Origin of the sequence: Nitrosomonas marina (assembly GCF_900110145.1) — a bacterium.
GTDB classification, from domain to species: Bacteria; Pseudomonadota; Gammaproteobacteria; order Burkholderiales; family Nitrosomonadaceae; genus Nitrosomonas; species Nitrosomonas marina.
This window is the reverse complement of the sequence record NZ_FOCP01000002.1, coordinates 49,452-71,135: the sequence shown is the minus strand read 5'-3', so window position 1 is coordinate 71,135 and position 21,684 is coordinate 49,452. Positions and strand designations below refer to the sequence as shown.

Annotated in this window: 17 protein-coding genes; 11 read left to right on the top strand and 6 right to left on the bottom strand. The window is 47.3% G+C overall.

Translation table 11 applies throughout. The features are described 5' to 3' along the window. The first annotated feature begins 114 nt into the window (after positions 1 to 114). From BMX44_RS01695 to BMX44_RS01675, 5 genes are all read left to right on the top strand, one after another. Positions 115 to 813, top strand: coding sequence for a TIGR04282 family arsenosugar biosynthesis glycosyltransferase (locus BMX44_RS01695; protein ID WP_090627366.1), 699 nt, complete (start codon positions 115 to 117; stop codon positions 811 to 813). Beyond that, positions 806 to 1,480, top strand: coding sequence for a TIGR04283 family arsenosugar biosynthesis glycosyltransferase (locus BMX44_RS01690; protein ID WP_090627364.1), 675 nt, complete (start codon positions 806 to 808; stop codon positions 1,478 to 1,480). Before BMX44_RS01695 ends, BMX44_RS01690 begins: the two co-directional genes overlap by 8 nt. Before the next feature lie 67 nt (positions 1,481 to 1,547). Continuing rightward, positions 1,548 to 2,594: a methyltransferase domain-containing protein gene (locus tag BMX44_RS01685; RefSeq protein ID WP_090627362.1), complete on the top strand. Its 1,047-nt coding sequence runs from the start codon at positions 1,548 to 1,550 to the stop codon at positions 2,592 to 2,594. Then, a complete protein-coding gene (locus tag BMX44_RS01680) occupies positions 2,591 to 3,553 on the top strand; it encodes a radical SAM protein (RefSeq protein ID WP_245738787.1) in 963 nt (320 codons plus the stop codon). The genes BMX44_RS01685 and BMX44_RS01680 overlap by 4 nt, the downstream gene beginning before the upstream one ends. A gap of 30 nt (positions 3,554 to 3,583) precedes the next feature. Further along, the gene (locus tag BMX44_RS01675; RefSeq protein WP_090627360.1) at positions 3,584 to 5,728 is read left to right on the top strand and encodes an FAD-dependent oxidoreductase; all 2,145 of its coding nucleotides are present in this window, start codon (positions 3,584 to 3,586) and stop codon (positions 5,726 to 5,728) included. 32 nt (positions 5,729 to 5,760) lie between these two features. Here BMX44_RS01675 and msrB read toward each other — a convergent pair whose 3' ends face one another. Then, a complete protein-coding gene (gene msrB, locus BMX44_RS01670) occupies positions 5,761 to 6,273 on the bottom strand; it encodes a peptide-methionine (R)-S-oxide reductase MsrB (protein ID WP_090627358.1) in 513 nt (170 codons plus the stop codon). 170 nt (positions 6,274 to 6,443) lie between these two features. Here msrB and BMX44_RS01665 point away from each other — a divergent pair, with 170 nt between their 5' ends. After that, positions 6,444 to 7,046, top strand: a complete 603-nt coding sequence (locus tag BMX44_RS01665) for a DUF4202 domain-containing protein (RefSeq protein ID WP_090627673.1) — start codon at positions 6,444 to 6,446, stop codon at positions 7,044 to 7,046. Positions 7,047 to 7,446: 400 nt separating this feature from the next. Here BMX44_RS01665 and BMX44_RS01660 read toward each other — a convergent pair whose 3' ends face one another. The 4 genes from BMX44_RS01660 to BMX44_RS01645 all read right to left on the bottom strand — a co-directional run bounded on the left by BMX44_RS01660 (position 7,447) and on the right by BMX44_RS01645 (position 12,053). Beyond that, positions 7,447 to 8,415 carry a calcium/sodium antiporter gene (locus BMX44_RS01660; RefSeq protein WP_090627356.1) on the bottom strand — a complete coding sequence of 323 codons (969 nt, stop codon included), beginning with the start codon at positions 8,413 to 8,415 and terminating at the stop codon, positions 7,447 to 7,449. Between the two features lie 84 nt (positions 8,416 to 8,499). Continuing rightward, positions 8,500 to 10,419, bottom strand: a complete 1,920-nt coding sequence (locus BMX44_RS01655; RefSeq protein ID WP_090627354.1) for an Lnb N-terminal periplasmic domain-containing protein — start codon at positions 10,417 to 10,419, stop codon at positions 8,500 to 8,502. Positions 10,420 to 10,485: 66 nt separating this feature from the next. After that, the gene (locus BMX44_RS01650) at positions 10,486 to 10,995 is read right to left on the bottom strand and encodes a DUF3015 domain-containing protein (RefSeq protein ID WP_090627352.1); all 510 of its coding nucleotides are present in this window, start codon (positions 10,993 to 10,995) and stop codon (positions 10,486 to 10,488) included. Between the two features lie 209 nt (positions 10,996 to 11,204). After that, positions 11,205 to 12,053, bottom strand: coding sequence for an alpha/beta hydrolase (locus tag BMX44_RS01645; protein WP_090627351.1), 849 nt, complete (start codon positions 12,051 to 12,053; stop codon positions 11,205 to 11,207). A 606-nt stretch (positions 12,054 to 12,659) separates the two neighbouring features. On the opposite strand from BMX44_RS01645, the gene BMX44_RS01635 reads away from it, so the two are divergent. From BMX44_RS01635 to BMX44_RS01620, 4 genes are all read left to right on the top strand, one after another. Beyond that, positions 12,660 to 13,835: a PepSY-associated TM helix domain-containing protein gene (locus tag BMX44_RS01635; RefSeq protein ID WP_090627347.1), complete on the top strand. Its 1,176-nt coding sequence runs from the start codon at positions 12,660 to 12,662 to the stop codon at positions 13,833 to 13,835. 251 nt (positions 13,836 to 14,086) lie between these two features. Continuing rightward, positions 14,087 to 16,159, top strand: coding sequence for a TonB-dependent receptor (locus BMX44_RS01630; RefSeq protein WP_090627345.1), 2,073 nt, complete (start codon positions 14,087 to 14,089; stop codon positions 16,157 to 16,159). Between the two features lie 97 nt (positions 16,160 to 16,256). Next, entirely contained in the window at positions 16,257 to 17,027 is a 771-nt protein-coding gene (locus tag BMX44_RS01625; RefSeq protein WP_090627344.1) for a PEP-CTERM sorting domain-containing protein, read from the top strand. Positions 17,028 to 17,566: 539 nt separating this feature from the next. After that, positions 17,567 to 18,394, top strand: a complete 828-nt coding sequence (locus tag BMX44_RS01620; RefSeq protein WP_090627342.1) for a calcium-binding protein — start codon at positions 17,567 to 17,569, stop codon at positions 18,392 to 18,394. A 198-nt stretch (positions 18,395 to 18,592) separates the two neighbouring features. Here BMX44_RS01620 and BMX44_RS01615 read toward each other — a convergent pair whose 3' ends face one another. Next, on the bottom strand, positions 18,593 to 19,786 hold the full coding sequence (locus BMX44_RS01615) for an MFS transporter (protein ID WP_090627340.1): 1,194 nt from the start codon (positions 19,784 to 19,786) through the stop codon (positions 18,593 to 18,595). Between the two features lie 181 nt (positions 19,787 to 19,967). Between BMX44_RS01615 and BMX44_RS01610 the strand changes: the two genes are divergently transcribed. Further along, entirely contained in the window at positions 19,968 to 21,677 is a 1,710-nt protein-coding gene (locus BMX44_RS01610) for an IucA/IucC family protein (RefSeq protein ID WP_090627339.1), read from the top strand. Positions 21,678 to 21,684 lie beyond the last annotated feature (7 nt).

Below are 21,684 nucleotides of genomic sequence, written 5' to 3'. Positions count from 1 at the left end.
CCGACTATGTGTAACAGATAAAAATCAGGTCTTGCGGACACATGTCATGTTGAAAAACAAACATGATTTTGCAAAGATACAGTTACTGAATTATCGGCCTAAATTTGATATACGATGGATACAACGCTTGTACTGGTACATAAAAAACCGCAAATTGGCGTTGGCAAGCAACGGCTTGCGGCACGGTTTGGCAGGGAACGAACACTGCAGATCGCGCAGGCGCTCTTGAATTGCGCCATAGAAGACGCACTGGCATGGCCGGGACCGGTGGTGCTTGCTCCGGCGGATGAACAAGACAAAAGTTGGGCATGGGAACAGGCGTCGCAATTTGGTTTTTCACCCAGCATAATTCCACAGGTTTCGGGCAATTTGGGTCAGCGGCTGAATGCACTGGACACCATGTTGCGCAAACAGAATATCACCCGGCTGGTTTTTATTGGCAGTGACGCTCCCGGTATAAGCGAGACAGATTACGCCGCGGTGAGGTCGCATTTGTGCAATAGTGATGCCGTACTAATGCCGGCAGTAGATGGCGGTGTTGTACTCATGGCCAACCGGTGTGCATGGCCGGATTTATCAATGCTGCCCTGGAGCACAGATTGTCTGGGTGTGGCGTTGGCCAGCTGTTGCCGGGCTGAGATGGATACGGTAAGCATATTGAATGAAAGCTATGATATAGATGAGCCGGATGATTTTTTTCGCTTGCTGCGATTGCTCGAAAATGACAGGCGTCCGGCCCGTCTGGCTTTATATACGCTGGTTACAGACGTCGCATCAGCGTTGAACATTAACCCGGATTGTTACCATGCCTGATTTCAGTGTCATAATTCCCTGCTACAGGGACGAAAAGAAGCTGCACAGTCTGCTGAACCAGTTACAACACCTGCCAAAATGTGTGAACGAAATTATAGTGGCTGACGGTGCCAGCAGCATTGCCTGTCGAGATATCTGCAATGCCGGCGGTGCACGCTGGTTGCCTTGCCTTCCATGCCGGGGGCAACAACTGTCAGCCGCTGCTGCAATAGCACAAGGGGATGTGTTATGGTTCTTACATGCGGATGCGCGTATTTCGGACAATGCATTTACAGCGATGAAAGACGCGCTTCAACGGGGTGCCATCGGAGGATATTTTACTTTTCGTTTTGACGTGCCGCGTCAGTGGCCTGCAAGAATTCTGGAGCCGGCAATTGCATTACGTTGTCGCTTTGGCGTGCCCTACGGCGATCAAGGGCTTTTTATATTGCGTAAAAGCTATTTTGCAGCTGGCGGTCATGCACCGTGGCCTTTGTTTGAAGAGGTGCCGCTCGTGCATGGTGCGAGGCGACTGGGTAATTTTGCTGCATTGAGCGAACATATATTTGTTGATTCGAGACGCTGGCAACGGGATGGCTGGTGGCGACGGACCTGGTATAACCGTAAACTGGCACTGAAGTTTGCATGCGGCACAACGCCTGATGTGCTGGCGGAACGTTACCAGTAAAGTAGTTTGTTGACCAAGCAAGTTAATTATCAGACAGTATTGATCATTACCTAAACCGGGGAAAATTATGCAGGAAGTTGTACAAAAATATTACGGAGAAACTCTGTCCGGCACGCACGATCTGAGAACAAATGCCTGTTGCACAGATGCGCGATTGCCTGAGTATATCAAACCGATGCTCTCCAGAGTGCACGAAGAAGTGCTGTCGCGCTACTATGGATGTGGTCTTGTGCTGCCCGAACAATTGGAAGGGTTGACGGTTCTTGATCTTGGTTGCGGTGCAGGGCGGGATGTTTATTTGTTGTCTCAGTTAGTCGGCGAAAAAGGAAAAGTTATTGGGGTCGATATGACCGAAGAGCAGCTTGCGGTTGCGCGCAAACATGAGAAATTTCATCGACAGGCATTTGGATACCGGCGTAACAACGTGCGGTTTTTATACGGTTACATTGAACAGCTCGATGAGCTGGATCTGGCTGATTCGAGTATCGATATCATAGTGTCGAATTGCGTGATCAATCTGGCAATGGATAAAGCAGCTGTATTGCGGGAAGCTTACCGGGTACTAAAACCGGGCGGTGAGCTTTATTTTTCTGATGTTTACAGCGACAGGCGCATTCCCAAAGCTCTGGTCAACGATCCGGTTCTCTATGGCGAGTGTTTAAGCGGTGCACTGTATTGGAATGATTTCGTGCCGTTGGCGCGTGAGCAGGGTTTTATCGATCCGCGCCTGGTTACGGACCGGTCAATTTCGATTGATGATTCCCAACTTCGAGATAAAATCGGGAATATTCGGTTTTACTCGGCTACCTATCGTTTATTCAAATTGCCAGATCTTGAACTGGCTTGCGAAGATCACGGGCAGGCAGTCGTTTATCGCGGCACCATACCATATCACCCGCATGCATTCTTACTCGACAAACATCACCTGATTGAAACGGGCAGACAGTTCCCGGTTTGTGGCAATACCTGGCGTATGTTGCATGATACGCGTTTTGCAGCGCATTTTGATTTTTACGGGAATTTCGATCGGCATTACGGTATTTTCCCAGGGTGTGGTATGGGTATTCCGTTTGATGACGAAACGCAAGGCGAGTCGAAAGGTGGTTGCTGTTGAAAACAGAGGTTGAGTTAAAAACAATGTCCTGCGAGCGAACAGTAAAAGCACGCAAACGATCGCCTGAATGGTATGTGACTTCAACGAGCGAACCGCGCGGATTTATTGACTCGCATGGACTGGACGAGCTGTGGTTGCATACCGGCACGGCTTGCAATCTGTCCTGCCCGTTTTGCCTGGAAGGTTCCAAGCCCGGAGACAGCCGTCTGCAACTGATGCGTTTTGACGATGCCCGACCTTATATCGATGAAGCATTGATGCTCGGTGTTCGACAATTCTCGTTCACCGGCGGGGAACCTTTTGTCAATAAGGATATTGTCCGTATACTGGATTATGCACTAAGCCATCGTCCCTGCCTGGTGCTGACCAATGCCACCGAACCATTGATCCGGCGTCTGCATCAACTACGGTCATTACTGGATCGCCAGCATCGGTTGCATTTTCGCGTTAGTCTGGATCATTATGACGCTGTCGAACATGACAAAGGCCGCGGAGAAGGCATGTTTGAGCTTGCTTTGGAAGGGATGCGCAAGCTGCATGACATGGGATTCCAATTGTCAGTGGCCAGTCAGGTGTTGCCGGATATGGCGGCCGAACAGATCAGGCAACGTTTTGCGGACGTGTTTCGCACAGCAGGGCTGCCAGAAAATTTGCGCAGGATCGAATTTCCTGAATTTTATCCGCCTGAGGCGGTTATTACGGCGCCAGAGATTACACAACGTTGCATGCTTGATTTTCAGACGAAAGCGTCGCGTCGAGAATTCATGTGTGCATTCAGTCGTATGGTGGTCAGGCAGAATAACCGTTGTTGGGTGTATGCCTGCACCCTGGTTGACGACGATGCCGATTATGCACTGGCCGAAACACTGACCGAAAGTCTGAGAGTTCCTGTGAGCATGAAGCATCACCGCTGTTACAGTTGTTTTAAATTCGGCGCCTCATGTAGTGAAATCAAATAGTACAGTGCATTGACACATAAGGATAATTCAATGAACAAACGCTGGTGGTTGCTGTGCCTGCTGGGTCTGCTCATTATTTTGTTTTTTGGATTTGATTTGCAGCGTTATTTTAGTTTGGACATGCTGAAGTCAAGCAATGACACGCTGCAGCAGGCATACCAAGACGAGCCGTTTCTTGTCATCGGCATTTATTCGCTGACGTATATTATTATGGCCGCGCTGTCTTTGCCAGGCGCTGCGGTGATGACGCTGGCGGGTGGTGCGATGTTCGGATTATGGATCGCGGTGCCGGTTGTACTGGTTTCTGCCGCTGTCGGCGCTACACTGGCGTTTTGGGCGTCGCGCTACATCTTGCGCGATACCGTGCAGCGCCGTTTTGGCGACCGACTGGAAACACTCAATAACGGGCTTGAACGCGATGGTGTGTTTTATCTGTTTTCATTGCGTCTGGTACCTGCATTTCCTTTTTTTCTGATCAATCTGCTTATGGGACTTACCCGAATTCGCAGCAGTGTTTTTTTCTGGGTCAGCCTGATCGGTATGTTTCCCGGCAGTGCAGTTTATGTCAATGCAGGAACGCAACTAGCCACAATCGACAATTTATCCGATATTCTGTCTCCGGCGCTCGTTCTGTCGTTTCTGCTGTTGGCTGTTTTTCCATGGCTGGCGCGCTGGGGTATCGGGATCGCAAAAATGCGCCGGTTATATGCGCGCTGGTCCAAACCAGAAACTTTCGACCGAAATCTGGTTGTTATTGGTGCGGGTGCGGCAGGTTTGGTAACCGCGTATATTGCTGCTGCAGTACGTGCCAAAGTGACGCTCATTGAAAGCCATAAAATGGGGGGCGACTGTCTCAATTACGGTTGCGTTCCATCCAAAACGTTGATCCGCTCGGCCGGCTTCTTGAAAGAAGCGCGTCAGTCTGTATCGCTTGGCATCAAGCAAGCCCAGGTAAATTATGATTTTGCCGACGTAATGGCACGGGTTCAACGTGTCATCAAAGCTGTTGAGCCGCATGATTCCATCGAACGTTACACCCGGCTTGGTGTTGAAGTGGTCGAAGGTCATGCCAGAATCACGTCACCCTGGTCTGTTGAAGTTAACGGCCAGACTCTGACCACACGGGCAATTGTTATCGCAACCGGCGCAAGCCCGGTAGTTCCTGATATTCCTGGGCTTGAGTCGATGCGTTATTTTACTTCTGATACCATTTGGTCGTTGACGGAGCGTCCTGAACGATTAATTGTGCTGGGTGGTGGACCAATCGGCTGCGAACTGGCGCAGGCTTTTGCACGGCTCGACTGCCAGGTGACTCAAGTCGAGCAGGGCGATCTGCTGCAACGAGAAGATTCCGATGCGCGGGCGTTGGTCAAAAACGCTATCCAGGAAGACGGTGTGCAGTTATTGACATATACCAAAGCCGTGCGGTGTGAAATTGCGCATGAGCCGGATGGCAAGGTGCAGCGGCTTATCGTGCAGGATCAGGATGGCCGGGAACAGGTAATTGTCTTTGACGTTATCCTGTGTGCAGTTGGCCGTACACCTCGCACCGAAGGATTTGGACTTGAAGAGCTGGGCATTTCAGTTACTTCACAGCGCACCATTGATACAAACGCCTGGCTGCAAACGATTTATCCAAATATTTACACCTGCGGGGATGTCGCTGGGCCTTATCAGTTTACTCACACTGCTGCGCATCAGGCATGGTATGCGTCTGTCAATGCGCTATTCGGCGATTTCAAGCGCTTCAAAGCAGACTATTCGGTGATTCCATGGGCGACTTTTACCGACCCGGAAGTTGCCCGGGCCGGACTGTCCGAGGATGAAGCCAAAGCGCGCGGCGTGGCTGTGGAAGTGACACGATACGGGTTAGACGATCTGGATCGTGCTATTACCGACGAAGCAACAGACGGGTTCATCAAGGTGCTAACAGTACCGGGCAAAGATCGAATTCTGGGTGTGACCATAGTTGGCAAACACGCTAGTGACTTACTGGCCGAGTATGTACTGGCGATGAAACATGGATTAGGGCTAAACAAAATCCTCGAGACTATCCATACCTATCCGACCTGGCCCGAAGCCAATAAATACATTGCTGGGAAATGGAAGCGTGCGCATGCACCGGAGAAACTGTTGCAGTGGGTTGAGCGGTTTCATGCCTGGCGGCGCGGGTGAAAGGCCGGTCCCGGTTTTGCAGAACCTGATTGTCAGCCTCTAAGTGCTGGCAGTGCATCTTCAACCGGTACGAATTTCAGGGCATAACCGTTGTTGCACCAGCGTTCCCCGCGAGGCGGAGGGCCGTCATTGAAGACGTGGCCCTGATGGCCTCCGCAGCGTACGCAATGGTATTCGGTACGTGGCCAGATTATTTTGAAATCGATTTTGGTCGCGATATGACCAGCAATTGGTTCGGTAAAACTTGGCCAGCCGGTCCAGCTTTCATACTTGTACCTGCTTTCAAACAGCGGCAGGTAACATGCGGCGCACAGATACGTACCTTCACGTGTTTCATATATTAAATTACTTGATTCCGGTCGCTCCGTCGCCTCCTCGAACAATATTTCATAGGCTCTCGTTGAAACCAGCCCGCGCCATTCTTTGCGCGGTTTGTTAAGTGGCGTTACCGGAATTTCGGCTTCACCCACTACCCTGGTGCAGCCCGGCATTAGCGGCAACACGGACGCTGCTGCAAACCCCTTTAAAACTGTGCGTCTATTCATTGATGTTTCCTATGAGATTTTTCCGCTGTGCAAATGAAAAACACAGGCGGGAATGCTGTAAAATTTTTAAAATTGAACGATAACGCTGGAACAGCGTTTTGGCAATATGAATGGAATAACGGCACTGAAAATACAATTTCTTGTCAGGGGTGAGCAGAGGTTATGACAGTATGACCGATAAACGTTTTAACATCGCCATTGCAATGATTGACGCTGTCAACAGTGAAGACCCGAACATGGAAACCAGCGATGACAAGAACTGGCCCAAAGAACTGTTGTACGCGCAGCGCATGTCACAGATGCTGGAACGTTATGCACCAGAGGCCGGTGACGCCGTCAGGCTTGCTGCCAGGGCGCAGCATATCCAGCGTTGGAAGGTGCCACGTAATGATTATCCACTGGACCGAAAAGGCTACCATCAATGGCGCACCGCGTTGAACATGTTCCATGCCGATACCGTAGCCAGTCTGCTTGAAAAGGCCGGTTACGATCAGGATTTCATCACACGCGTAAAACGAATTATCAGCAAACGATCACTCAAAACAAATTCAGAATCGCAACTGCTTGAAGACGTGGCCGGGCTCGTTTTTTTGGAACACTACCTGGTTGACTTCGTGGCCAGACATCCCGAGTACGATGAAATTAAATGGAACGATATTATTCGGCGAATCTGGAATAAACTGTCCGAGCGGGCGCACCGGTTTGTACAGGCTGGCCAGATAAAGCTGCCGGCGTTGATGAATGGCCGGATTGGGAATGTGATGCGTGAATAAATGCTGAGTGTAATTATATGGTAGTACAGGTTATTTCTACAATGACGGGCGCTCTATGATTGATAGATACCGTACGGACATACTATTGTTCGTATAATAACTAAATCAATCGGTTCCAGCTACGTGAGACTCGTAGAAAAATAAATTTTCTTCTGCTTTTGATTATTGCTTCACAGCCCCGGGCTGAAAGTATTCGTAGTAGCAGGCTTTAATGACAAATTGTCTTTATTAGCCTGGAGTCATCAATGTTGTTGTCAATTTCTGATTCGTTAGCAACGCTATTGTGCATCGGTTCGGCTCAAGTAGGCTGTTGACGGCTGGTACACATTAAATCGACGTATATTAAAACTGCTTTATTGCCAGTTCCGTATCTTAGCAGAACAAAATCAATCAAACCCATCTAGCCAAATGTTGTTCCGATCAGATAAGCGGTATAACCCGTATAGCAGGCTAATAACAGAGATCCCTCGATACGGTTGATGCGACCGTGACCGTGGGGTCCGTAGCCGATGACGAATAGCGAAAGGGTCAGCGCCGCCATGACGGGCATGTCCCGGCTTAATACAGCCGGATCCACCGACATCGGATGAATCATGCCAGCGATGCCAACGACGGCTAGCGTATTGAACAGGTTGGAACCAATGACATTGCCGAGTGCGATATCGTGTTCCCCTTTGCGGGCAGCGATGATTGAAGAAGCCAGTTCGGGCAGTGATGTGCCGATAGCGACAATTGTCAAGCCAATGACAAGGTCGCTGACACCGAATCCCTGCGCAATGGCCACTGCGCCCCAGACAAGCATGCGGGAGCTTATTATTAACAATACCAGTCCGGTAACCAGCCAGAATACAGCTCGCCGGATGGGCATTTCATGGGATTCCAGTTTTTGCTCGATTTCCGTACCCAGTGCGTCGGTTTTTTCTTGTAGCCCCTGCCTGATTGCCCATGCCATCAGTACACCAAACACGCCAAGCAATACGCCCGCGTCGATACGGGAAATATGACCATTCCAGAGCTGCGCGGCTGTCAGCATGGTCACAATGGCAAGAACGGGAAGTTCCTTGCGCAACACCTGCGAGTGTACTGTTATGGGGCTGATTATCGCAGTGAGTCCCAGAATCAGGGCGATGTTGGTGATGTTGGAGCCAAAAGCATTGCCGAGCGCGATACCCGGATTTCCCTGCGATGCGGCAAGCGCGGATACGACCATTTCGGGCGCAGATGTACCAAAACCGACAATTACCATGCCGATCAATAGTGGCGGCATGCCGAAATGGCGAGCGGTGACGGCGGCACCCTCTACAAAACGGTCTGCACTCCAGGCAAGCAGTATCAGACCTGCTGCAACGGCCAGAAAAGCTTCAATCATAAAATATCGTGATCGTGTCCCGTCATTTGTATAATCTAATAGAACAAATACGTTGCAGTCGCCAATTGATCAGCTAGAACAGCGCTAGAAGTAATAATTTACAGCAAAGATGCTCTCATTGTTATGGTCATATCGATTGTATTTCATCCGCATATCGAGATTTTGTGTGAGCGCATATCGGGTGACAACGTGCGTGGTGAAAAATCGCTTCTTGTCTCCAAGAAAATACACACGGTAGCTTCCCGCCAGCCTGATTCTCAGCCGATGGTTGAAATTGTAAAACGCGCCCAGTTCCGCATTGCCGCCAAACCGGTAATTCTGTTTCAAATGACTGGATACGTCGGCTTTCAAATCCAGAAACGAAAATAACAAAATTGGCGAGAAAAAATCGGGACGGTAGGCAATGCCTCTGCCGTAGCTGCCTGAAACTGTATTGCAGTAGCCGCAATCCTGTTCTCTGAGCGTGTCAATGCTGAAATCGAAGCGCCATGATGGTTTGACAAACTGTGGGTCGTACGGGTTTAGTGCAGTAATTGATAACAATCGCGCCTGGTCAAGGCGTACGCGCTGTGACTCGAAAAAATAACGCAGTTTGAAATCCATGAAAATGATTTCTGAGTCCTTGTCATAGCCCTCGTCTCGAGCCATTAAATCATGATAGGCGGGCCGGTAGGCAAATTCTATAAAAGGTTCTCGATCATTATGGCCCGCAGCGATCCGTATACGATCGGCACCGTGGCCGAGATGCGGTGGGCTGGAGAAGTAAAATAGGGAATTATGTTCAGCATCGTCAGTATCCAGGCGGCTGCGTGCCAGTAAAACCGGGTACGGAATTTTTACTTCGCCAGCGCGTTGCTCTCGCATACTCTGATATTGAAGCAAGTCCATATAAGCATCCAGCAAAAGTGCCTGCGTTTGATCCGGGAGCTGTTTGAATTCAGCAGCGTCCGGTGTCAATTTTTCTTTGACTAGAGCACGAAAAATCCGACGCTGTGCGTTAGTCATCTGATGCCTTTTTTGATTCAGCTGGCTCACAATTGACGGTCGATATACGACCTTTTTGACCAGATTCTCCTGTGCTACGACGATTTTTACCGTGTCAGCAGGGATAACGCTGAAAATGAATTGATCTTTTAAATGCAGTTCCGGTCTGGCGATTTCAAAAAGTGATAAAACATGGTATGAGCAGTTTTCCTGAAAATAATAATAATCAAAATGGGTGCCGCCAAGTTCCCATAGATGCAGCAGCATGGTGTTTAATTGTGCTTCTGTGAAGTTGAGTTCGTATTCCCAAAGATCACGGCTTTCAAGATTGTTATATTCCTGAACTTTAGTGTAATAAGGAAAGATGGCAAATTTCCCTTCAAATGAGCCGGTCAGGCCACGCCAGGCATACAGGAACGGATTATCGGTATCCGGAACCGCTGCATAGTTTGCCCCGTAATTTGTGAGCTTCTTGTCGTCTTGCCGTTCCCTGCTGTCGATGCGCACCAGTGTATGACCAAACATAGAAGCCGGATTGTTTAAATAATAGGATGCGAAAACCAGTGTGACACCCACCGGATCCAGCTCGTTGATCCAGCGCTCAAGACGGTCGCATACTTGTATCTGGAGACGGTTGGTGTCGAACTGAAGTTGCTGATTTAACCATTTGAAACGAGCGGGAAAATTACATTGCGGATGTTCGCTGTTATCTGCCAGATCTTCTGTTGAGAGAAAAAAACTTGCCAGCGTTGCCGTCAATTCGGATTCTGGACTGGTTTTCCCGTCAGGTGCATTGAAAAAATCCATGCCGTCTGCTTCACTGACAACGCCGCCGAATAATTGCGGCTTGTATTTTAGCAACAGGTGCCAGACACGTTGCTCATTCAGTTTCAACTGTTTGGCTTGTTGCTGAAGTTCGGTCAGATAATCGTTGCTATGATTGTTTCTGGAGTAGGCGCTGTCAGGGAACAGGCAAAAGCAAACGGCTAAAATTCCGGCGGCTAGTAAATAGAGTGGCACGAAGTACCCGTAGAACGGGGCGCAGGATGCACGGGTACCGGCGTATGATGATACCCGTGACGTGTTTTAGTCTAATGCTGATAATTGCATATTACAGGATTCCGACAGTGTGCGATGTTGACCCAGCAAGGTTTCCAACTGGCTTAGCAGGATATCCGGTGTTGTTTCAGCATCGGGTACAATCTCGTTAAATTTTTGCTGTGTCAAAGCACCGAATTCTTGGTGCTGCGCGGCAGGGCAGTGATACATGCTGGCAAGAATATTGAGATGTTCGCCTTTACCACGGGCCATTTCTTTTACCAGACTGGTGTAATTCTCGGTGGCGAATATTTCTCTTTCTTGACTTAAATTAAGCAGGCCATGGTCGCCGCAATTTGATGTGCCCGAGGTCATGCCGAAGGTTTGAGAACCCGAGGTGCCATTGGTGGTGGCGGCAAAAATCTGTTCCGGACCACGTTCCGAGCCGATGACCATCGAGCCCAGTCCACATCCCGCCGTGCCATATCCCGCGGCAAAAGCAGACATCGGAAATAAAAACAGACTTGCAGTGAATACAACCAGGCTTTTGCGTACCATCTAAATTCTCCTATCATTGATCTCTTCTTCGAACCGATATCGCGCGGACGATTGAAAAGAAGATAAAGTTTAAATAAAACTCTGGAATTTGTCCCAGCCTATAAACATTGCTGAGAACCCGAATGAATCTACTTAAACTTTCTGGACCTGTCAAACGAAAACCGTTCGGGAAGCAACGTGATGCAGACAAGCCACAGGGTTTGTGGAATTTAGTGCTGACTTAATCGTTCCAGGAAAGCCAAAAATTCACTGCGGTATTTCTGGTTATGTCTTAGAAACACATCGGTGTGTCTACCGTCCGGGATTATCCAGTATGTTTTCGGTTCTGCCAGTTGTTTATAAATTCTTTCACCGAAAACTGGTTCGACTGTTTTGTCCTGTTGACCGTGTATTACCAGAACTGATACAGGTGATAATGATGACAGATTTCCGGGAGCCCAATAATCGCTTAAAAGGAGGTAACTCAACAGTTGCATCGGCCATGTCACCCAGTGATGAGACAGTTTGACACGTGCAATTTTCTGAAAAGAGTAAAATGTACTGTCTGCAACCACCAGTTTTAGATTGATTTCGTCTTTTTTATCCAATGCTGTTCTCAAGGCAATATTACCGCCCAGGCTTTGCCCATAAATAATAATCGGGCCGCCTTGTACTTTATGCCTATTGACCCAGTCTACGGCCGCATGGCCTGATTCGACGCAGCTTTTTGGTGTCGGATGACCTTCGGACAGTCCAAATCCGGGATAATCAAAAATGAAGACATTGTAATGTTCGCGACTGATCCATGCTATCTGAAGGAAATGTGAGGTCAGATTCTCAGCATTGCCATGAAAGAAGACGATAGTCGCTTTTACTGGTGATTTTTGTGCAGAAAACCACCATCCATGTAATTTTCTCTGGGCAGCGTCAGTAAAAAAAACTGTTTCCGGCGTATACCCAACAGCTTCAGGATCAAAATAACGATGTCGCGTGTCAGGATAATATAAAAGATTAGAGCAACTACAAAATAACACGACCATGGCAAGAAGTATGCTATGGCGAATGCTGAACGAGTTCATGGCCGGTGCTGGCAGACAGTCAAAGCGAATATCATGCCTGCTATGTTATTCGTAATCAGTTACACACACAAATGTCTTGTAATCAGGTATATATTGTGCCATGAATTATTAATGCAGATAAACAGTGGGTTATCTGTTTATCTGATGTGTCACCACCCACAATCACTGCCTGTAATGTCAAAACTGGCGCGACGCTCCAAGAACGCTGCTAGAGCGGCACTGCCGGTAAATAACGGCAATACTCAGCTGTGTTTGTACGGAACATGATAAATGATGATATGAAATCAATAACAATGACTTGCAAATAAGAACAATTATCATTAATATTAACATTTGTTTGTGCAATTGAGCCTGGAGCTTTCAGGGGATTGCAGCAAGTATTTGCTCTTCGCGATTGACAAGGCATATATATATGTTCCGTTTGGGTGCTGGGTTACAGGTTTGTTGTCTGAATGCTTATATGAGTATTTCTCAAAATCACAGGATATTGCGATCGGATTGATAACCCGTTTTTATCACGGTGATGTATCGAAAATTGACCCGTAGCGCTGGAATAGATCGTGTTTTGGATTGCGCAATTTTCATTTGTTGACTGGAAGGTGAAATTTGATACAAAAAATTCATTTGTGGATCGGCATTATCATCGGTCTGTTCTTTAGTTTGTCGGGTTTATCCGGAAGTATTCTGGTTTTTGATGATGAACTGGATGTTTATTTCAATGCCAATCTGTGGCGCGTTGAACCGCAATCCGATGTAATACGGCTGGATGAAGCGACGCACAAGGTGCAATCAATATTTGCCGGTCATACGGTATTATTGGCGCGTTTACCTCGGGAGCCTGATCATAGTATTGAATACTGGATAAAAAAGAATGAAATATTTGAGCAGGTGTATGTCGACCCATGGACTCTGGATATTCTTGGCAGACGGGATGAACATGCCGGCTTTCTGGGGTTTCTTCACGATCTGCATGTCCATTTGCTTGCTGATGATGATGGTTTATTTGTTAACGGCATACTCGGGCTGATCCTGATATTAACGCTGTTGACCGGATTATGGCTGGCCTGGCCGGGCTGGCGGAAATTAATCGGCGCGTTACGCGTCCCTCGCAAGTCTGCGCGATTTGCCCGCTGGTTCGCGCTGCATCGTTCGGCTGGTCTGGTTTCAATGCTGCTGTTGTTTATTGTGGCGCTGACCGGTGCCGCGATGGTTTTCTACAAACCGACCAATGCCGCATTGGTTGCTGTGTTCGGCGGACCCGGGTTGTCCGAGCCGCCATTGATTGAACATATTGATCCGCACGCTCTGCAAAAGCTGCCGAGTGCGTTGCTGCGGACGGCCGAGTCGGAGATACCCGGCGCCAGTGCAACCTGGCTGAGATTTCCGGGTAAACCGGAAATGCCGTTTGTCGTCAGATTGAAGTATCCAGGTGATTCACACCCTAATGGTACCAGTTATGTCGCATTGGACAGCTTTTCAGGTGAAGTATTGATGGCGCACGATGCTAAAAGCAGCGGGACAGGGCAGCAGATTGCTGACATGAAATATCCACTGCATATCGGAACGGCTGCCGGTGTGCCGGGGCGTCTGTTAATTTTCGTGACAGGATTTATACCAGCAATTCTTTTTGTTACCGGCATATATACATGGTGGTGTCGTCGCAAACAGACCCAGATTAAAACGGCGTCTTTTTCACGATCAGTCTCATTTGATTCAAATCTAACATCAGCGGAAAAGGAAAGTACTGTAATGACTGAGCACAATAGAGAAAATCAATCATGAAAGTAACTGTTCACAGCGCAAAATGACATTTGTTAAGGGTGGGTCAATTAACGCTGATTTTTCGTTTGGCGTCTGTTTGTTATGACGAAGAATTAAACCGAAGATCGGTTGAGCGCATTTCAGCGTTTTTCACATTAACAAAAAACTATCTTCAATAGTTTATCAAAAACATAACCAATATTAGCAGCATGTAAATAAATAATAATAGTAATACATATCATTCTAATAAACATTTATTAAAGGTAAGAATAATGGTAAAAATAAAATTCACCCACCTATGGCGAAAAACGTTCGTCACCCTGTTAATACCTGCTGGCTGTTTGCCCTTCGGGGTGGTGTTTGCGCAAAATAAAAGCATGGAACCGGTGGTGGTGACAGCCACGCGTACCGAAACACCCGTTTCTGAAACGACTCGATCTGTGTCAGTGATCACAAACGAGGAAATACAACAACAGGCCGGTTATGCGCGCAATTTAAGTGATGTACTGGCGAAAACTGTACCAGGTCTCGGGCCCAGTTCTGAAGCACTGTCCACTTTCGGTCAAACTCTGCGGGGTCGAGATTATCTGGTACTGATTGATGGTATACCTCAGTCAACTGCGCTGCGTTCTTCAAGTCGTGATCTGAATACGATCGATGTGGATGCGATCGAGCGTATCGAGGTGGTGCGTGGCGGAACAGCGGCTTATGGTTTCGGTGCAGCAGGGGGGCTGGTAAACATTATCACCAAACACGCCTCCAAAAAATTAAGGGAAGGCTTTTCGAAGGGCGGTATCCGTTTTTCAACGGAGCGGTTTGACGATGCGATCATGTGGGAAACGACACACCGGATATCCGGTACGAGGGAGAATATGGATTACCTGGTGTCTGGCACCTACGGTGAACGTGGTCAATTCTTCGATGCAAGCGGGGACCGCATTCCACCCGATCCGATTGGCGTACAGGGTGGTCTTGCCGATACCAACAACTTTAATATTCTTGGGAAACTGGGATTTAATTTCGACAATGACCGGCAGCGGGTGCAGTTTACGGTTAATCATTTCAATATCAAACAGGACACTAACTTTACCTTTGGTCTCGGTGATCCCGCAAATGGCATCAAGACCCCGGCAGTCCGCGGGCAATTCAATCCATTTAAGCCGGGTACCAAAAATACGCTGGTTGGTGTCGACTACATTAACAAAAATTTTTTTGGTAGCCATGTCTCGGTGAAAGGCTATTATGACGATCAGATCGCCCGTTTTGCCAAATTTCCAGGATTTGCTCAGACCGAAGTACGCGCTGAGAAATTCGGTAGTCGTGTAACGATAAACACTCCCATAACAGTTAAAAACTATGAATTCAGCGCAATCTGGGGACTGGATTATCTTCGCGATCAGGTTGTTCAGGCTGGTCTGGACGGACCGACAGTCGTTCCTTTTATGAAACAGGACGCGCTGGCGGGATTTTTTGAACTTGAACTGCCTGTAAGCAAGTACGGAATAGTTCGTGGCGGTGTCCGTCAGGAAGCTATTTCCGTCGATATTTCGGATGTGATTAATCGGGCCGGTGCCAATATCAGCGGCGAGGAAGTCAAGTATGACAACACGCTGTTTAACGGCAGCGCGGTTGTCTTTCTGACTGAGTATCTGGAGCTCTACGGCGGTTATTCACAGAGTTTTTCGCTCGCTGATATCGGTCGTGCCATCAGGGACGCAAATATCAGCGTGGTCAGTGCAGGTCAATTGGCGTCTGAGGCGCAAAAAGTGCACAACTACGAGCTTGGCCTGCGAGGCCGATACGGTCCGGTGCAGGCATCCGCTGTTGGTTTTTACAGCGAATCGAATAACGGCACCACGTATACCAGGGATTTAAGTATTGTCAAGCTTCCTGAGCGTATCTGGGGTGTTGAAGGCTCACTGGCATACCAGGTTACAGAGCAGGTTAATGTCGGTGGTACGGTCAGCTGGGCAGAAGGTGAAATTGACCTGGATGATGACGGTACATTTGACGAAGATCTGCCTAGCACCAGGATCTCCCCGGTTAAATTGACCGGATTTCTGGAATACAGTCCGTTTGAATGGTGGCGAAACAGGATGCAGGCGTTTTACGTCGCTGACCGTACCCCGAATTCAACGCAGTTTGGTGGGATGCCGATTGACGATTATGTGTTGGTGGACCTGTCAACCAGTCTTGCGGTTGGTCCGGGATATTTTACCGTTGCAGTGAAAAATCTGTTGAACGAAAACTATTTTCCACTGATCAGCCAGGCATCACAGACGCCGTACGGCTTTGCTACCGGTCCAGGCCGTATGGTTGGTGTGACCTATGCGTTTAACTGGTAATCAATGGTGAGACATATTCACAACTTCATACAATTGCATGCATTGGGAATGAAATGTATGCAGATCTATTCAACACAGTTTATTAGAGAATTGCAGCATGACTGATTTAACTTTTTACTCAATTAAATATTTTTTTACACTGATTGCCGTTTCATTGATGAGTGTCAGTATAAGCCAGGCATCATTAATGCTAAGAATTACGGATACGCCGCAGGCTGGTTCGCCTACAATAGTAACAGCGACGGACCAGATAGCCGGAGGTGTGGGGAACGTTGCGCCGGATAACAGCAGCATACCCGGTTTGCTCTCGGCATCGTTTGGAACGCCTAACTTTTTTCTGACCGCTTCATTAGGTACATCGAAACCGTATCCACCCAACAGCGAAATACTGGCCGATCTTTTTTTGCGCCAGTTGTCGATTTCTTCTACAAACGGTGGCACATTAACAATCGAGATTTCTGATAATGATTTCACACTGAACGGTATTGGCAATGAAGGTTTTTTTACTGCTGATATTGCTGGCACACTGGGGGCAGATCCTCTCAATTCGGTTGAAGTGGATTATTTTTACAATACTTCTAATATTCCCTTCGATACCGATGGTGCAACAATGGTCGGCAGCAGTGCCATCAGCGGTGGCCTGGGATTTGACGAAAGCTTTGGGCGGGTCGCTGTCAGCGGCATAGATCAGCCGTTTTCCATCACGCAGGTGATTAAAATTCACATGCAGCCAAATTACCAGATTTTGTCTTTTGATTCGGATTTGCGTGTGGTTCCGGAACCTAGTACTGCGCTACTGGCGGGATTGGCGTTGTTCATTTTAGTCATCGTTGTTTCTAGAAGGAGATCCGCAATACAAGTTTGGTAAACGCCCAGGCTTGAGCATGTATCGTGCGTTAATTGCGAGTGCAGTATGCCTGGCATTTGTTTTATTGACGCTATGATACATGCGTATCAACCCACCAGTTCACTCTTTTGTTTAGCATTATGCATTGTGGTTCTTCAGGCGGCAGTTGTCTGTTGGTGTATAGACTCGCAATGGTTAGCGACATCCGTATAAGTGTTTAGCCGCACGGCTGAATTAGAGTTTTTGTAAATACTGGTCAAACAATCCGGCTTCTCATGGCTGCTTGCAGCCATGCAGAAATTCGATACTTTATGGATAACTGAATCCTGAATATCTGGACACTGGTTATTCAATCATTTCAAAACCTAAAATTATGAAAAAATTAATTGTTGAGAATAAAAATATAAATGATTATAATTCTCATTAATGTGTTGGGTGTTTTATAAAGTGATTGTTGTTTGAAACTACATGAAACGTTAATTGCCCGGCACAGAAAACCCACGCGAGTTTAGTCGCGCAAAAACTTAATAACTGTTAACAAAACTCAATAGGAGTAAAGTATGACTGATATTATAAGAGGTACTGGCCTTTTCTTCGGATCTGATGATGGTGAAGTTATTTGGACGTATGGCTCATCCGTAGTACTTGCGGGTGGCGGTGATGATGGTTTGAGATTGGGTTATTCCAATGATGTTGCATATCTGGGTGACGGTGATGATGTTGCTTATGCTGAAGCGGGTAATGATTTGTTATTCGGCGAAGCAGGCAATGATCTGCTTTACGGCGGCAGCGGTAACGACTGGATTGAAGGCGGTACAGGCGATGATTTGCTGTGGGGTGCGACAGGTAACGATCAGCTTTTCGGTAATGAAGATAGCGATACGCTTTACGGTGTAACCGGCATCAATGCGCTCTATGGTTCGCTCGGTGGTGATCTTATCATTGGCGGCGACGACACTGATGTGATTTTTGGCGGTGAAGAGAATGATGTGATTTTGGGAAATGCCGGAAACGACTGGATTTCCGGTGGCTCAGGCGACAATCAGCTGTACGGTCAGGAAGGTGACGACCTGATTTATGGTTCTGGATCAAATTCCAACAATGACAGGACTAACGAAATCTTTTACAGAGGCAATGACGGCAACGATACCGTGCAAAGATTTAACGCCGATTCTGATCAGCTTATGATCGTGGCCGATATTAACGGTACCGGTATTGCAACGACGGAAGATCTGACTGCGAGCTTGACCGGCTATGGAGAAGCTGGCGGCGAAGACCCTTACGGAACTATCGTTGATCTGGGTGCTGGAAGCACCGTTGATCTGGTAGGCGTGTCAGTTGACGATGTTACGGCAAATCTTGCAGATTTCTTTACAGTTACTGCATAGTTCTTTTCCAGAAAAAACCCGGCGCAACCCTGCGCGCCGGGTTTTTTTATGAAGGCTCGGTAATCAATGTCTCTGGTCGCTTCCAGGTACGATCCACTTTCTTTGTTAAAAAAGTGAACTACGAATTATTTTTTCGCTTGGAATAAGTGCTTAACGCTTATGTTCGCCTGCATCGCTGATTGTCATGTTTACGCTCATTCAATGCTGTTTAATCAGTGCATTCCGCAGTTCGGCGCCAGCCGGTATGGCCATCAGTGCGATTGCAGCAGCAACAAACAGCGGCAGACCTGGCGCAATTTCAAACAGCGGGCCAGCAAAGGCGACCCCCAGAAGATGTCCAAGAATTCGTGCTATGTACAAATCAGAGCTTGCATGTGCTTGTACCCGGGTATCACGGTTAATGACGGCACCAGCAGCTGAAGCCGGTAACAGCAATGCAAATGATACTGCGATTAATATCAATCCGACGGGTAGAGTGGTCGGATAAATGGCTGCAAGCGCTGCACCGCAGGCCATACCGGCTGGTGACCATGCAAGAATCAGCTCGGGTCTGGGACGAAAATGCAGGCTTGTCAGTTGTACCAGTGCCATACAGACGGCAATGACTGCAAGGAGTAGCGCGGTGTATGTGAGTGTGCTGTTCAGTGAAATGTTCCATTCAAAAGCAAGATAAGGACCGATAATGAACTCCGAAAGCCCCAGGCTCATGTGTATCAGCAGGGTTGGTATTGCGATGGCAGTTTCAGGCCAGCGTGCTGCCGACCGTGTCAGCGAAATTTCTGTATTGTTTTTATATCGTGTGATCTCTTCGGGTAACACCAGAAGCGCCAAAAGCGGTAGTCCGATCAGTAATAGCAGCACTGTTACAGGTTGAAATATAGCCAGACATGCTGCCAGCAGCGGTACGACAATTCGGACAATGCTTACAGTTGCGCTCAGGTATGTCAGTATTCGATGCCGGGAACGCTCGCTATTTACGCATTCGTTGACCATCCAAACCTGAACGATGGGATAGATGCCTGAGACGGTCAGTCCATAGCAAAAACGCGTAATGAACAACAGGGATGCCAGAGTAATGGCACCGAATATTTCCACAGTGCCTGCGTATAAAATGAATACAAATAAAATTTGACTAGCAGTTGCCGCAATCAGGAGCTGCTTTAGAAGCCGACGGCGTCGACCGGGGACGGCTCGTCGCGGCCAGTAATAACCGCCGACCAGAAAGGCAAGTGCGGCCAGTCCCAGAACAGGGCTTATCAGGCCGATTTTCAATCCGGTTAATGCTGTGATTATCGGTAATGTGATTACCAGCAGGCTCTGGGTTGCACCTGTAATTGCAACAGGAAAAGCGAATTTCACAGACGGATCGATACCGGTTTTTTTGGGGTACATAAATGTAAATGTGGAAAAAAAGTATAAAGAAACCAACTGCCAGTTAATATAATGATAACATTAATAAGAATGATTAGTATTTACAATATTGGTTCTTTATCTTATTATCTGAATTTACCGAATGAGCGATCGCGGTGTTTAAACACACCTTGCTTTGCATCTGAATAACTGTAAATCGAAGATGAATCGACACACATCAAGTCCACAACAACTAGCTGAAAAGTTTTCAGCAACAGCGCTGATAAACTCTCTCTTAAGGGAATGGAACGGATTCGAGATTAATAACAATGAAATTGTTTTCCGCAATGAGCACAAAGCGATAAGTATCGTATTGGATAATTATTCCAAAGTCGGATGCCATGCCTTTAAAAACACGTTTTACAGAACAACGGGTATACAAAAGGAAATAATAAGTTTTGAAGTATTCGTACAGGAACTTTTCCGTATATTAACCAATGACGAACAAGATGCCGGTATGCGTGCGCTGTGCTCAAGAATTAAGGAAAGCTGCCAGAATCTGGTTGATATCCTGAAACACAGGCGGTCTGGATATAATGCGCTTTACCGAAAGCAGGGATTGTCTTTTATAGATGCCGAGCAGGCTCTGTTGCTGGGGCACAATGTTCATCCTTGCCCAAAAAGCAAATCCGAATTCAGCAGGCGTGACCACCGATTGTATGCTCCGGAATTCGGTAACGCTTTTTTTCTCAGATGGGGTTTGCTCAAGAAATCCTGTTTTTATCAGAATCATTCGAAATATTTTGAAGATGCCGACTGGTTTTCGGATCTTTATAAACGTGACCAGAAAGGTACCGTTGACAGTGAATATCTGCCCTTTCCGTTTCATCCCTGGCAATTCGAGACGCTGAAAAAAAGTGGCAAAATCAATCACCTTATAAACAGTGGAGATTTGATACCGATTAACAAGGCGGGGAAATTGCAATGGAAAGCAACGAGTTCTCTGCGATCTATTTACTGCGAAGATAGTGATTATATGCTCAAGTTTTCGCTTTCTCTGAGGATTACAAATTCGATCAGGCATTTACAGGCTGCCGAAGTTGTCAGGGGGGTGCAGGTTCATGAAGTAATGAATTCTGACAACGGCCGACAGTTTCTCGCTGCAAATAAAAACTTTTCGATTATGAATGAACCTTCATTTCTGGCAATCAAGTATGCACCGAAACCAGTTATTCTGGAGACCATTGTCCTTATTAGGGAGAATCCTTTCAATAAGTCAGCGGAGCAGGAGTCTATCGTTCTTTCGACGATAACCCAGCCAAATCCTTATGACGGCAATGGTTTTTTGGCATCGCGTAATATTGAGGCAGTCAAATGGTTTTCCCTGTATCTGGATAATGTGCTGAGTCCGTTCATCATGGCTCATGCCAACCATGGCATCCTTTTTGGTGCGCATCAGCAGAACATTATCGTGCAATTAATTGACGGTTATCCGTGCGGCGTAATTTTCAGGGACTGCCAGGGCACAGGTTATACCCGGCTCGGCTATGAAAAAATGAAAACTGAGGTTTCGTCGCTTGATCTGCTCAACGGCAACATTCTGGATGACTCTATGACGCATGCGTTGCTGGGATATTATCTTGTTATTAATTCGACCTTCAGTTTGATCAACGCACTTGCGACACAACGCGCTTGTGCTGAAGCAGAACTGTTGGACATGCTTTTTCAGTATCTGGCAGAGACAAAGAAAGGCAAGCTGTTAGACGCTTCATTTGTCGATTATTTGCTGCATTCAAGGACATTAAGACAAAAAGGGAATTTCTATTGCAGCTTGAAAGGGGTGAATGAAAATACAGAAAAAAATCCTCTGGCTATTTATAACGAAATCGAGAATCCATTGTACAAATTTTCAAAAAATGTTTGTCATGCATAAACCAAAT

Bases quoted from the DNA above. Each gene is read 5' to 3' on its own strand.
- BMX44_RS01695 (WP_090627366.1), top strand. From the start codon at position 115: ATGGATACAACGCTTGTACTGGTACATAAAAAACCGCAAATTGGCGTT.
- BMX44_RS01690 (WP_090627364.1), top strand. From the start codon at position 806: ATGCCTGATTTCAGTGTCATAATTCCCTGCTACAGGGACGAAAAGAAG.
- BMX44_RS01685 (WP_090627362.1), top strand. From the start codon at position 1,548: ATGCAGGAAGTTGTACAAAAATATTACGGAGAAACTCTGTCCGGCACG.
- BMX44_RS01675 (WP_090627360.1), top strand. From the start codon at position 3,584: ATGAACAAACGCTGGTGGTTGCTGTGCCTGCTGGGTCTGCTCATTATT.
- msrB (WP_090627358.1), bottom strand. From the start codon at position 6,273: ATGAATAGACGCACAGTTTTAAAGGGGTTTGCAGCAGCGTCCGTGTTG.
- BMX44_RS01665 (WP_090627673.1), top strand. From the start codon at position 6,444: ATGACCGATAAACGTTTTAACATCGCCATTGCAATGATTGACGCTGTC.
- BMX44_RS01660 (WP_090627356.1), bottom strand. From the start codon at position 8,415: ATGATTGAAGCTTTTCTGGCCGTTGCAGCAGGTCTGATACTGCTTGCC.
- BMX44_RS01650 (WP_090627352.1), bottom strand. From the start codon at position 10,995: ATGGTACGCAAAAGCCTGGTTGTATTCACTGCAAGTCTGTTTTTATTT.
- BMX44_RS01645 (WP_090627351.1), bottom strand. From the start codon at position 12,053: ATGAACTCGTTCAGCATTCGCCATAGCATACTTCTTGCCATGGTCGTG.
- BMX44_RS01630 (WP_090627345.1), top strand. From the start codon at position 14,087: ATGGTAAAAATAAAATTCACCCACCTATGGCGAAAAACGTTCGTCACC.
- BMX44_RS01625 (WP_090627344.1), top strand. From the start codon at position 16,257: ATGACTGATTTAACTTTTTACTCAATTAAATATTTTTTTACACTGATT.
- BMX44_RS01620 (WP_090627342.1), top strand. From the start codon at position 17,567: ATGACTGATATTATAAGAGGTACTGGCCTTTTCTTCGGATCTGATGAT.
- BMX44_RS01615 (WP_090627340.1), bottom strand. From the start codon at position 19,786: ATGTACCCCAAAAAAACCGGTATCGATCCGTCTGTGAAATTCGCTTTT.
- BMX44_RS01610 (WP_090627339.1), top strand. From the start codon at position 19,968: ATGAATCGACACACATCAAGTCCACAACAACTAGCTGAAAAGTTTTCA.